Source organism: Rhizobium sp. WYCCWR10014 (assembly GCF_001657485.1).
Taxonomy (GTDB): domain Bacteria; phylum Pseudomonadota; class Alphaproteobacteria; order Rhizobiales; family Rhizobiaceae; genus Rhizobium.
In genome coordinates this window covers 64,442-76,716 of record NZ_LXFU01000050.1, presented here as the reverse complement: position 1 = coordinate 76,716, position 12,275 = coordinate 64,442, and the positions used below count along the sequence as shown (strand labels likewise).

The window sequence follows — 12,275 nt, the reverse complement described above, 5'->3', positions numbered from 1 at the left end:
GGCGGAAGTTGGCAGTTTGCCGCAATGCCGGCGCACGAGGCCAGGAGCCGGATTATTTGAACTTGTCGCGCATCGCATCGATGCCGGGGATGGTCTTGGTCAGATGCTGATGGGCGGGATCAAAGCGCTGGATCAGCCCCCGGCGGTGCTTGCCGACGAGAATGGTGAAGATATAGCCCCGGTGCCCCGGCGAGGTGACCGTCGGGTGGTAACCCCGGTCGACCAGGACTGTGTCGCCGTTGCGGGTCATGAGGATCTTGACCGGACCGTCTTCGTCATAGGTAATCTGGCTGCCGAAGCCGGTCTCGGGCTGGAAGCGATAGTGATAGAGTTCTTCGTGCCGGGTCTCGACATCGCCGTCTTCGGTATCGTGTTTGTGGGGGGGATAGCCGGACCAGCAGCCTTCGCCGGCATAGAGTTCACTCACCAGCAGGTTGCCGCAGCGCCCGTTCTGCCGTTGGCCGAGCAGATGGACGATCCGCCGCTGGCTATGCGTGTCCGACGAGCCGACATTGACCGCGTCGACCTCATCCGGCGTGATGCGAAACGGGGCGTAGTGCGTGTCGCAGAGGCCGCCGGCGATGGCCACTTCCGCTGTCGCGCCACGAGCCGATATCCGGACATTGGCGCCGACGGGCGCGTAAACCGAGTCCGCATCGCCTCCCCAGATATCGGCTCGCCGGCCCACCGCTTCGAACATGATGTCATCCACCTCGATATCCACCTGACCCGACAGCACGACGTAGAGGCTTTCGTGCGCGGGCAGCCGCCGGATGTCCTGCTCGTTGGAGGCGAGCGTGACGAGATCGAAGTAGATGAGATCGAGCGTCGTGGAGGAGGTATCCACAATGGGACGCTGCTCGGAGCGTGGAATGAATTCGGGCATCAATTGAACTCCGGAACGGTACGGTCGGCGAAGGGATTAAGCGACAAGGATTCGGCGTAGTGACAGGCCACTGCGTGCCCATCGGCCGTGACGGTGCGTAAGCCCGGCACCTCCTGCTTGCAAAGCTCGGTGGCGTAGCGGCAGCGAGGATGAAATGCGCAGCCGGGAGGCGGATGGGCGGGGTCAGCAACCTCGCCAGCCAGCCGGATGCGCTGGCCATGGCGGCGCATCCGTGGATCGGCGATCGGCACCGCCGAGAGCAGCGCTTCGGTATAGGGGTGAAGCGGGCGCGAGAAGATCTGCTCCGTCGGCGCCTTTTCGACCACGCGGCCGACATACATGACGGCAATGTTATCCGAGATGTGCCGGACGACCGAGAGGTCGTGGGCGACGAAGAGATAGGTCAGACCAAACTGTTCCTGCAGGTCCTGCAGGAGGTTGATGGTTTGTGCCTGCACGCTGACATCGAGGGCCGAGACGGCCTCATCGGCGATCACCAGCCGCGGATTGGAGGCCAGCGCCCGGGCTATGCCTATGCGCTGGCGCTCGCCGCCGGAGAAAGCATGGGGATAGCGGTGCATGTATTCGGGCCGCAGCCCGACGCTCTGCATCAGTTCGGCCACCCGGTGCTCGAGCTCCCGGCCCTTGGCGATGCCGTTGACACCAAGCACCTCGCCGATGATGTCGATGACAGGAAGGCGCGGATTGAGCGAAGATTGCGGGTCCTGAAACACGATGCGCAGGTCGCGATGGATTTCGTCGAGGGCAGAACCAGACAACGCCGCGAGATCGACCGTGCCGCCGCTGCGGCTGCGATAGCGGATTTCGCCGCTCGTCGGCTGATAGATGCGCAGCACCGTGCGGGCAAGCGTGGACTTGCCGCAACCGGACTCCCCGACAATGCCGAGTGTTTCGCCATCATCGATGCGAAGTGAAACGCCGTCGACCGCCTTGACGTGTCCGACCACACGCCGGAATGCGCCCTTGCGAATGGGGAAATGCATCCTGAGATCGTTCAGTTCGAGCAGCGGGCTTGGTTGGGTCATGGGATCGGCCATCATTGTCTTCCTTCGTAAAGCAGACAGCTGGCGACATGCCCGTCGCCGATGGTGACGGGCTGCGGATCCTTTTGGTCACACAAGCCCGCCCTCGCCTCCTTGCATCGGGGATGAAAGCTGCAGCCCGGGGGCCGGTTGAAACGCGAGGGTACCATGCCGTCGATGATCGCAAGCCGTTCGGTGGGTTGCCCATGCATGCGCGGCACCGATTGCAGCAGCGCCTTGGTGTAGGGATGAACAGGCGCGTGGAAGATCGTGTCGACATCGCCTGCCTCCACGACCCGGCCGACATACATGACGACGACCTCGTCGGCGATTTCGGCCACCACACCGAGATCATGGGTCACGAACAGCACCGAGAGCCCGAATTCGGCCTGCAGCGAGGCCAGGAGATCGAGGATATTGGCCTGGGTGGTCACGTCGAGCGCCGTGGTCGGCTCGTCGGCGATCAGCAGCCTGGGGCGGCAGGCAAGCGCCAAGGCGATGCAGACGCGCTGGCGCATGCCGCCGGAAAACTGGAAGGCATAGCTTTCCATGCGCTCGGCCGGCCGCGGAATGCCGACCAGAGCCAATGTCTCGATGGCATGTTCGCGCGCCTCCTTCTTTCCCATCTTCAGATGCAAGCGGATCACTTCAACCATCTGGTTGCCGATCGTATGAACGGGGGAAAGTGCGGCCATCGGCTCCTGGCTGATCAGGCCGATCTGGGCACCGCGGATCGCCCGCATGTCATGGCCGCGCGGATCGAGCGCCGCCAGGTCGACGAAGGGTGCTGCCGGATCCGGCCGGTAGCGGATTGCACCCGAGACGATCCGCCCTCCCCTGGGAACCTGGTTGAGGATCGAGCGGCCAGTGATGCTCTTGCCCGAACCGGATTCGCCGACGACGCAGACCGTCTTGCCGCGCGGGATGGAAAAGGAGACGCCGTCGACCGCCTTGATCGTGCCCGCACCACCGAAGAAATGGGTCCTGAGATCAACGACCTCGATCAGCGGGTCACGATCCCCGTGCCGGCCGCCGGCTGCGGCAAAATTGGGATCAGTATTCATAGGGATCTGCAGCATCGCGTAATCCATCACCGAGGAAATTGAGGGCGAGCACGGTGACGATCACCGCGAGACCGGGAAGAAACAGCCAGGGTGCGCTCGAGACGGCGAGAATGTTCTGTGCCTCCTGAAGCAGCACGCCCCAGCTCACCACCGGCGGGCGCAGGCCGATGCCGAGGAAGGAGAGCGCGGTTTCTGCGAGGATCATCGTCGGGATGGCGAGCGTCACCGAGGCGATGATGTGGCTCATGAAGGACGGAACCATGTGCCGCCAGATGATGCGCATCTGCGAACAGCCGTCGAGACGGGCGGCGATGACGAAGTCTTCCGTCTTGAGCGACAGGAAGCGGCCGCGCACCACCCGCGCCAGATCGGTCCAGCCGATAAGCGACAGAATGATGGTGATCCAGAGATAGACTAGGAGCGGGTCGGCGCTGATCGGAACGGCAGCCGCAAGGCCCATCCACAGCGGGATGGTGGGGATAGAGTTGATGAGCTCGATGGAACGCTGGATCACATCGTCCACCCAGCCGCCGTAGAGCCCCGAGATGCCGCCCAGGATGATGCCGAGGATGAGGCTGATGGCGACGCCGATCAGTCCGACGGACATAGACACGCGCGTGCCGTGGACCGTCCGGCTGAAGACGTCGCGACCCAGCCGGTCGGCGCCGAACAGGTAGAATGGTTTGCCCATCTCGATCGGGCCGATCAGGTGGCGGTCGAAATCGAACAGCCCCCAGAGCCGGTAGGGTTCGCCCTTGACGAAGAAGCCGAGGGGGATGACGACGGCCGGATCGGGCTGGTAATTGCGGCTGAGCGCGATCGGGTCAACCTTCATCGAATAACCGTTGACGTAGAGCGGATGAAACTGCCCTGCCGCGTCGTAGCCGGCGAACTTGATCTGCTGGGGCGGCGCATAGGTGTAGCGGGAATCGTAGGTCTGCGATGAAACCGGGGCGAGAACCTCGGCAAACAGGGCGACCAGGTAGATCAAAAAGAGGACGACGCCGGCCGCCAGCGCCAGGCGATGGCGACGGAAGCGCCGCCATATGAGCTTCCACTGGCCGGCGACCGCGTCGGAATTCTGGATCAGTTCAGGCTGTAGCGCGATGGCTTGATCGGTCATTGGTCTCGTCCTTCAGCCGTTGCGAATGCGTGGATCAAGCCAGGCGAGCAGCAGATCCGAAATCAGTGTGCCGATCAGCGTCAGCATGCTCATCAGCAGGATGAATGTGCCGGCCAGATACATGTCCTGGGCAAACAGGGCGTTGAGCAGCAGTGGCCCGGTGATCGGCAGGCTGAGAACGATGGAGACCACCACCGAGCCGGAGACGAGGTGCGGCAGCACCCAGCCGACGGTCGAGACGAACGGGTTGAGCGCCACCCGAACCGGATATTTCAACAGCAGCCGGATTTCGCTCAAGCCCCGGGCGCGGGCCATGTCGACATAGGGCTTGTTGAGCTCGTCGAGCAGGTTGGCGCGCATGATACGGATCAGTGCTGCGGTGGCACCTGTGCCGAGAACGACGACCGGGATCCACATATGCGAAATGAGATCGCCGAGCTTGGCCCAGCTCCAGACGGCATTGATATAGGCGGGCGAAAACAGCCCGCCGGTGCTTTGGCCGAAATATTGTGCCGAAACATACATCAGCACCAGCGCCAGCAGGAAATTCGGGATGGCAAGGCCGAGAAAGCCGAAGAAGGTGGCGAAGTAATCTCCCACCGAATATTGCCGCACGGCCGAATAGATGCCGATCGGAAAGGCCACCGCCCAGACGAAGAGCAGCGTGGTGACCGAGACCACCATCGTCAGGCCCATGCGGGCCCAGATCAGCTCGCTGACCGGCTTGTTCCAATCGAGGGACTGGCCGAAATCCCCGCGCAGCAGGATGCCGCTGATCCATTTCCAGTATTGAACCGCCCAGGGCTGATCGAGGCCATAGCGTTCACGCAGGCCGGCGATGACGCCGGGATCGATCGTTTCGTTCTGGGAGGCCAGACGCGCGGTCATCGCGGTCAGGAAGTCGCCGGGCGGCAACTGGATGATGATGAAGGTCACGACGGAGATCGCGAACATCATCGGGATCATGTAAAGCAGACGTCTGATGATGAAGCCGGCCATGGTCAAGCTCCTTCAATCGGCAATCGCCGATCGGATGATTGGGACTGGGCTGGTGTCGATGGGGTGGCGCCCGTAGACGCCATCCCTGTCGGTCGCGTTCCGTTATTGCTGGTAGTAGAAGGTCTCGGGCTTTGCCGGTCCCGGTGTCATGTAGAACGATGTGCTGGGAATGACCTTCGGGACATTGCGCATATTGGTCTTGACGATGCCGACGCGGTCCGGCTCCAGGTTGGTGCCGATGACGTAGAATTCGTCACGGGTGATCGCCAGCAGTTCCTTCATCGCGGCCAACTGCTTTTCGAGCGTCGGCGCTTCCTGCACCTGCCGATAGAGATCCATCTGCTTCTTGGCAGCAGGGCTCGGTTCTTGCGCGTTCGGATCCTTGGGGTTCTGGTAATAGAGGCCCCAGGCCGTGGCGAAGCTCGATTCATATTCGTGCGGGAAGTACCATTTTGGATCGAGCAGGCCGAGGAAGTCGTAGCCACCGCCACCAACCCATCCAAGGCCGTCATTCTCATTGTTCTGCAGGCGGGAGAAGATCAACGAACGTTCGGCCGGGCGGGGCTGCATGTCGATGCCGACGGCCCGCCAGTAGCGCTGGATCATCTCAAGGGCGTCCACCTGGATCGGGCTTCCGGTCAAGGCGTCGATCGCAAAGGTAATCCGCTTGCCGTCCTGGCCGAGGCGGTAGCCTTCGGCGTCATGTTTGGTAAGGCCGGCCTTATCGAGATACTGATTGGCGAGATCGACATTATACTCCAGATACTGCCTCGCCATCTTCTCGTCGTAGAGCGCAGTGCCTTCACGCGGTGCTGCCTGATAAGGCTTGGCCTGTCCGGCATAGATCAGCTGGTTGAGCTCTTCGCGGTTGATGGCGTAGCTGAGGCCGATGCGGAAATCCTTGTTGGAAAAGACAGCGCGCAGGGCCGGATTCTTGTGGGTCTGGTTCAGGGTGATCAGCAGGGCGTTCGACCACGCCGGCCGGGCGATGAACAGGCCATAGCCGCCCTTCTCCTGGTTCTGCACGATCACCGTACGGGCGTCCGTCGTCTCGATGAAGCGGTTCTGCATGTCGATTTCGCCGCTGATCGCCTTCAGGATGATTGCCTGGGTATCCTGCATCACATCGATGGTGATGCGATCGAAGTAAGGCAGCTGGTTTCCTGCGGTATCCACCTTGGCATAGTATGGATTGCGCTCGGCGACGACCTGGGTGGTGCCGTTATAGGGCGCGGTCAACACCCAGGCATCGAGCGTTGGACGGCCGAGATCGCGCCAGCGGCCGGGAAACCCGATCTTGTTGTTGAAGAGCTGGACCCAGTCGGTTGCGCCGGCTGTCTTCACCAGGGCATCGACGCCGTCGGGATTGAAATCCTTGTGGAATTGCTTGAGGTAGTGGGCCGGTGCGGCCGCCAGAATATCGGAGCCGCGCACGGTGGCCATGTTCATCAGGAACAGGCCGTTCGGCGCAGCAAATTTGAAGACGACCTTGTCGTCGGCGAGCTTTTCGACCTTGACTGTCTCTCCGCCCGCGGTCAGCCAGTCGGGTGCTGCAGGCGTGATCTTGGTGTTGCGCAGCACGTTCTCGTTCCACCACACCAGATCGTCCGCGGTAAAGGGCTCGCCATCCGACCAGCGCGTGCCCTCCCGCAAGGTGAACGTATATTCGGTGGCATTGTCATTGACCTCGACGCTCTTGGCGATATCGGGGATCACCTCGGTCCATTCCGGATTCCAGCGAACCAGTCTCGTGTAGCCGATCGAACGCTCGATCTCGCTGTCGCCACCGCCAAAGGTGGCCGTGCGCCAGGTCCCGCCATAGGTACCGACGGATTCAAGCGGAGTGAGCACCAGCGGCTCCTTGGGCAGCCGCTTTTCGATGGGCGGCAGCTTGCCGGCGTCGACCAGCGCCTTCAGTTCCGGCGACTCCTCAAAGCCGAATGCGGCACCGGCCCAGCCGACGCCCATGAGGATCGCCGCGGCAACGGTCGAGACAACCTGCCGTCTTAAGATTCTGACGTGTTGCATTCTTTCCTCCCAATATTCCGCTCTAGGTTATCGTTAACGTATTCTCCTCTTTCCTTAACGTTATCGTTACCGTTAAATCTTGTCAAAGAGATTCTCGACACCTTATACTGAGCCAGAGCAGCCTTGGCATTCCTGGAAATTATGTTAGTTATCGTTATCGTAACTTCCTGCCATTTCTGACGAGACAATCCAATTGAGCCGCCCTAAAGAGCCAGAATCCAAAATTACCATCGCCGATGTCGCCCGCGCCGCAGGGGTGTCGCCAATGACGGTATCGCGCGTGCTCAATGATCGGGGCGGAGCCAGTGCGGAGACCAGTCAACGGATTATTTTAGCGGCGAGCGAACTCAATTACCGGCCCAATCCCTTTGCGCGTGGATTGCGGTCCGATCGATCGAAGGCCATCGGCCTTCTCGTTCCCGACATCACCAATCCGTTCTTTCCCGAAGTCATCAGGGGAGCAGAGGATGCCGCGAGCGCTGCCGGCTACAACCTGCTTCTGTCCAATGTCGTCGAGAACAGCAAGCGGGAGGAAGAACTCATCGAAACGCTGCTGCGGCACCGGGTCGACGGGATCATCGTCTGCAGCCCGCGACTGCCCGATGCCGCGCTGCATAAGGCGCTTGCGCCCCACCGCGCGGTGGTGCTCATCAACCGCGAGGCGCCCAACGAGGTCGCCGGGACGATCGTCACCGACTACGAGACGGGAGCGTCGCGTGCCATCGACCATCTGGTCGAGCGCGGACGCCGCAGGATAGCGATCATCGCCGGGCCGCGCAGTTCGTTTGGCGGCAAGAGCCGGCTTGTCGGTTTTCGCAAAACGCTGGCCGCCCATGGGCTCAAGGCGCAAGGCATCGTTTATTGCGATCCGACCGCAGCGGGTGGCCAAACGGCGGCCGCACAATTGCTGGCGGAGGCGCCCGGCATCGATGCTCTCGTCTGCTACAACGACCTCAATGCGATCGGCGCCATGAAGGCCTGCCGGGCAGCCGGCGTTTCTATCCCCGGGCAAATCGCCCTGATCGGTTTCGACGATATTCCGACTGCCGAACTGCTGTCTCCGGCGCTCACCACCTTGCGGGTGCAAAAACGCGAAATGGGGGAGGAAGCCGTGCGTCTGCTGCTCAGCCGCATCGCCACCAGAAACCGCCAGCACGGTATCGTCATCGTGCCCGAGCTTATCATCCGCGAAACAACCTGAACGCCCCGGAGCATGATGCCGAAAAGTGTGAGCGGTTTTCGGACGACATCATGCTCCAACTCTTAAAGTTTGGAACAGGAGGAATATCCGATGGATATCAACAATCTGCAGTCACTGGCCCTGCCTGAGGAGAAAAAGGCCTGGTTCGTTCATGAGCGGTTCGGCATGTTCGTTCATTGGGGGCTTTATGCCCTGCCGGCACGCCATGAGTGGGTCAAGAGCCGTGAAGAACTGAACGACGCCGACTACCAGAAATATTTCGATCATTTCGATCCCGATCTCTACGACCCCCGCGAATGGGCCAGACGCGCGAAAGCGGCCGGCATGAAGTATGTGGTGCTGACCACCAAGCACCATGAAGGCTTCTGCCTCTGGGATACCAAGGCAACCGACTTCAAGGTGACCAACACGCCTTATGGGCGGGATCTGCTGGGCCCGTTCGTCGACGCCTTCCGTGCGGAGGGCCTGAGGATCGGGTTCTACTATTCGCTGATCGATTGGCATCATCCGGACTTCACGGTCGATCCGCGCCACCCGCAGCGCAATCATCCCGATGCGCTGAAAATCAACGAAGGCCGGGACATGCAGCGTTACGCCGCCTTCATGCGTGAGCAGGTCCGCGAGTTGCTGACGGACTTCGGGCAAATCGACATCATGTGGTTCGACTTCAGCTATCCGCAGTGGAAGCTCGGAGACCTGGTCGGAAAGGGCCATCAGGATTGGGAAAGCGAGAAACTCGTGCGCCTGGTGCGCGAGCTCGCCCCCGACATCATCATCAACAATCGGCTCGATCTCGCCGGCCTGCAGCCCGACATCGTCACGCCGGAGCAATATATGCCGCGCGCCCGGCCGCTCCGCGATGGCAGGCGCGTCGTCTGGGAAGCGTGCCATACACTCAGCGGCTCCTGGGGCTATCACCGCGACGAGGACACCTGGAAAAGCACGGAACAACTGGTGCAGATGCTGGTCGGGACCGTTGCCATGGGCGGCAATCTGTTGATGAATGTTGGGCCGACGGCGCGCGGCACGCTCGACCATCGCGCGATTACAGCCCTTGCCGCCTATGAGGAGTGGATGGCACTGCACGAGCGCAGCATCGTCGGTTGCACTCAGTCCGACTTCGCCGCGCCGGCCGACTGCCGCCTTACCCAGAATGGCGATCGCCTCTATATCCACCTCTTCAACTGGCCCTATCGCCATCTGCATTTCGATGCGCTGGCGGGGAAAGTCGAATATGCGCAGTTCCTGCATGATGGCAGCGAAGTCACCTGGCTGCGCCCGTCAGCCAATACCTTGTGGGCGAACACGCAGTTCCCCGTCGGTGATGATCAAATGACATTCGTCCTGCCGGTTCGCCGACCTCAGATCGTCGTCCCGGTCATCGAAGTTAAGCTCAAGGCAGGGAGCACCTCCGGCATTCAGGATTAAAGGGTGGCGGACGATCGCGCAGCTGAGATCGGTTGCCTGGGCGGGCGGGGCATGCCCGCTCAGATAAACGGCTCCGTCGGCCCCGCCATACACCGACAGTGGCTACGGATTGGCTTCGGTGGTTTCCACGAAGAGCTGGTTGAGCTGTTTCATCTCGAGTGCATGGGCGCGCCTTCTGAGGGCGGATGCCTGTTTGAGCGTTGCAAGATTGTCTGTTGTCTCGATGAGGTGAGCATCGGCGACGAGCACTTCCGCTTCAATCCTTCCCTGCTCTCTCAATTGCCAGACATCCCTGACACGAAATTGAACCATTATCACGCCGAAAAGTGCCACGAGCGCGGAAGCGGTCATTGGCAGCCAATTGGGGACAACCGGGCCATAGGCGGAAAACAACGCTGAGAGACCGCTCAAAACGATGATCCCCAATGTGAGAAAATTCCAGAGATATTGATTGACCTTGGAGGAGCGCGCATAGCCGTTTCGATGTATTCGAAGGTCACGTAAAGCCTGCCTTTTGATCTCGGCTGCGTCCGATGGAAGCATGCTTTCGGCCGTCTCCTGCTCGATCTCCCGCCTTGCCGCCAAAATCACGTTGATGACGGCGATAGTGATCCCGAAGGTAATCATGAACCAGGCGATGTAGTGCAAAGGGACGTCGTCAAGAATGACGTTTGACAAAAACTCAGGTTGAAAAAATTCAATTAAAGCACCAATCGATATCAAGAATATAGACAGGGCAACCACTGCTAACGAAAGCATCGCTGCTATATTTCTATATCTGCCAGTCAGTGTCATTTTCTGCAGTTGAGCGTGGTCATCCCCCTCCTTTCTGAACAAGTTCATCATCCTATCCTCGAGACTACAGGGTTAACCATAGTCAACCTTTTACCACGCCAGAAAGCAAGTAACGTTTGCGAAGTAATACTTTAAGGATCGAATTGCCGGCAACCCTCGGTCCGGTCGATATGTCCGATACCGCGAGAACCGACCGCCCCATCGCCAACGGCCAGGCTGGGGTAGCCTTCGCCTCTTGAATCCCGCCGCTTCAGGTTATGCTGATCGCCAGCGGCCGGTCGAGGTGGCGAGCGCTTCGTCACCGCAATTGGGATGACGGTCGGCGGCTGTTTGCTTTGCCGGGCCTTGACTCCGCCTTGCCATTTCTACCGGCAATTGCGGTTCTCCAGACCAATGGAGGGCACCCGCTGCATTGTTGTACAAGGTATTTTGCCCAGCCTGACAGCCACTTGAAAACCGGCGCTGCCTGAGCGGGCAGGAGATCGCGCCCGCTCAGGAGAATGGTTCGGTCGGCCCCGCCGCTGGATTGGTCAGCCAGCATGGTCCCTCGGCGGTCATGTACATATGGTCTTCGAGCCGGATCCCGAATTTCCCGGGGAAGACGATCATCGGCTCGTTGGAAAAACACATGCCGGCGGCAAGCGGCGCGTCGTTGCCGCGAGCGATGTAGGGCTCCTCGTGGATCTCGAGCCCGAGGCCATGACCGGCGCGATGCGGCAAACCCGGCAGGCGATAGTCGGGGCCGAGGGAGTGTTTGGCAAGCACCTTGCGGGCCGCATCGTCGAGGCTCGAGCAGGCGGCACCGATCCGGGCTGCGTCGAAGACGGCCTGTTGCGCCTCGCGCTCGATCCACCAAGCCCGTTCGAACGCGCTGTTGCCGCCCTCCAGCATATAGGTCCTGGTGATATCGGAATGATAACCGTCAATCCGGCAGCCGGTATCGACGAGAATCACGTCGTCGCGACCAAGGACCTGATCGCCGTCGGCGCCATGCGGAAGCGAGGTCGCCGCGCCGAAGGAGACGATGCAGAATGTGGAGCCGGCATCGGCGCCGGCTTGGCGATGCTGCCGGTCGATGAAATCGACCACCTCGGATGATTTGATGCCCGGTTTCAAAAACCCATGCACTTGCTTGTGGACGTCAAGCGTCAGGTCCATCGCATACTGAATGAGGGCGATCTCCGCGGCCGATTTGATGCAACGCAGGTCGCGGATCAGCCGCCCGCCATCGGCAAGCCTCGCCGCGCCCATCTCCGCTGCCAATGCATGATAGAAGAAAAGCGGCAAACCATCGTCGAGGGCAAGTCTGCCGCCCTGGGCAACAAGGCGGGCGATCAGAGCGGCGCTGCTCTCCTCCTCTTCCCAGACCAGGATTTCCCCCGGCAGATGCGGCAGCGTTTCGACACGGCTGCGCTCGAACCCCGGAACGATGTAGAAAATGGTCGCGGGCGTGACGAGCGCGCCGAGGAACCTCTCGCTCGGATGCCAGACCAGCCCCGTGAAATAATGCAGGCTTTCGGTCGGCCCAAGAAGCACGGCAGCCAATCCTTCGGCTTCGATCATTTTGCGAAGCCTGGCGAGGCGGTTCTGCCGCTCATCCTCAGTTATGCGGGGTACCGTATGCTGCCACGACATGTTGTTTTCCTGCTTTTCCTGCGCTTCCGGAGCGATGAATCCCTCGCCTTGCAGCCAGGATCTTGAACCGACA

Annotated in this window: 10 protein-coding genes; 2 read left to right on the top strand and 8 right to left on the bottom strand. The window is 60.9% G+C overall.

The genetic code is table 11. The features are described 5' to 3' along the window. Nucleotides 1-52: 52 nt before the first annotated feature. The 6 genes from A6U98_RS29025 to A6U98_RS29000 all read right to left on the bottom strand — a co-directional run bounded on the left by A6U98_RS29025 (nucleotide 53) and on the right by A6U98_RS29000 (nucleotide 7,143). Nucleotides 53-886 (bottom strand): 5-deoxy-glucuronate isomerase, encoded by an 834-nt coding sequence (locus A6U98_RS29025; protein ID WP_064654386.1) that lies wholly within the window; start codon nucleotides 884-886, stop codon nucleotides 53-55. Continuing rightward, nucleotides 886-1,944 carry an oligopeptide/dipeptide ABC transporter ATP-binding protein gene (locus tag A6U98_RS29020; RefSeq protein WP_197496456.1) on the bottom strand — a complete coding sequence of 353 codons (1,059 nt, stop codon included), beginning with the start codon at nucleotides 1,942-1,944 and terminating at the stop codon, nucleotides 886-888. The genes A6U98_RS29025 and A6U98_RS29020 overlap by 1 nt, the downstream gene beginning before the upstream one ends. Next, a complete protein-coding gene (locus tag A6U98_RS29015; RefSeq protein ID WP_064654384.1) occupies nucleotides 1,944-2,993 on the bottom strand; it encodes an ABC transporter ATP-binding protein in 1,050 nt (349 codons plus the stop codon). The genes A6U98_RS29020 and A6U98_RS29015 overlap by 1 nt, the downstream gene beginning before the upstream one ends. Then, complete coding sequence (locus A6U98_RS29010) at nucleotides 2,983-4,116, bottom strand: ABC transporter permease (RefSeq protein WP_064654383.1); 1,134 nt, start codon at nucleotides 4,114-4,116, stop codon at nucleotides 2,983-2,985. Before A6U98_RS29010 ends, A6U98_RS29015 begins: the two co-directional genes overlap by 11 nt. Nucleotides 4,117-4,128: 12 nt before the next feature. Next, nucleotides 4,129-5,115, bottom strand: coding sequence for an ABC transporter permease (locus A6U98_RS29005; protein ID WP_018246741.1), 987 nt, complete (start codon nucleotides 5,113-5,115; stop codon nucleotides 4,129-4,131). Nucleotides 5,116-5,217: 102 nt separating this feature from the next. After that, nucleotides 5,218-7,143, bottom strand: coding sequence for an ABC transporter substrate-binding protein (locus A6U98_RS29000; protein WP_064654382.1), 1,926 nt, complete (start codon nucleotides 7,141-7,143; stop codon nucleotides 5,218-5,220). A 193-nt stretch (nucleotides 7,144-7,336) separates the two neighbouring features. Between A6U98_RS29000 and A6U98_RS28995 the strand changes: the two genes are divergently transcribed. After that, a complete protein-coding gene (locus A6U98_RS28995) occupies nucleotides 7,337-8,344 on the top strand; it encodes a LacI family DNA-binding transcriptional regulator (protein WP_029873465.1) in 1,008 nt (335 codons plus the stop codon). Between the two features lie 90 nt (nucleotides 8,345-8,434). Next, entirely contained in the window at nucleotides 8,435-9,772 is a 1,338-nt protein-coding gene (locus tag A6U98_RS28990) for an alpha-L-fucosidase (protein WP_064654381.1), read from the top strand. A 102-nt stretch (nucleotides 9,773-9,874) separates the two neighbouring features. On the opposite strand, the gene A6U98_RS28985 is transcribed toward A6U98_RS28990, so the two are convergent. Further along, nucleotides 9,875-10,615, bottom strand: a complete 741-nt coding sequence (locus A6U98_RS28985; RefSeq protein WP_064654563.1) for a DUF4231 domain-containing protein — start codon at nucleotides 10,613-10,615, stop codon at nucleotides 9,875-9,877. A gap of 444 nt (nucleotides 10,616-11,059) precedes the next feature. After that, nucleotides 11,060-12,202, bottom strand: coding sequence for a Xaa-Pro peptidase family protein (locus tag A6U98_RS28980; protein ID WP_064654380.1), 1,143 nt, complete (start codon nucleotides 12,200-12,202; stop codon nucleotides 11,060-11,062). Nucleotides 12,203-12,275: the final 73 nt, after the last annotated feature.

What these genes read in the sequence shown, in the direction of transcription:
- A6U98_RS29005 (WP_018246741.1), bottom strand. Translation starts at nt 5,115, where the DNA reads ATGGCCGGCTTCATCATCAGACGTCTGCTTTACATGATCCCGATGATG.
- A6U98_RS29010 (WP_064654383.1), bottom strand. Translation starts at nt 4,116, where the DNA reads ATGACCGATCAAGCCATCGCGCTACAGCCTGAACTGATCCAGAATTCC.
- A6U98_RS29020 (WP_197496456.1), bottom strand. Translation starts at nt 1,944, where the DNA reads ATGGCCGATCCCATGACCCAACCAAGCCCGCTGCTCGAACTGAACGAT.
- A6U98_RS29015 (WP_064654384.1), bottom strand. Translation starts at nt 2,993, where the DNA reads ATGAATACTGATCCCAATTTTGCCGCAGCCGGCGGCCGGCACGGGGAT.
- A6U98_RS28980 (WP_064654380.1), bottom strand. Translation starts at nt 12,202, where the DNA reads ATGTCGTGGCAGCATACGGTACCCCGCATAACTGAGGATGAGCGGCAG.
- A6U98_RS29025 (WP_064654386.1), bottom strand. Translation starts at nt 886, where the DNA reads ATGCCCGAATTCATTCCACGCTCCGAGCAGCGTCCCATTGTGGATACC.
- A6U98_RS28990 (WP_064654381.1), top strand. Translation starts at nt 8,435, where the DNA reads ATGGATATCAACAATCTGCAGTCACTGGCCCTGCCTGAGGAGAAAAAG.
- A6U98_RS29000 (WP_064654382.1), bottom strand. Translation starts at nt 7,143, where the DNA reads ATGCAACACGTCAGAATCTTAAGACGGCAGGTTGTCTCGACCGTTGCC.
- A6U98_RS28985 (WP_064654563.1), bottom strand. Translation starts at nt 10,615, where the DNA reads ATGAACTTGTTCAGAAAGGAGGGGGATGACCACGCTCAACTGCAGAAA.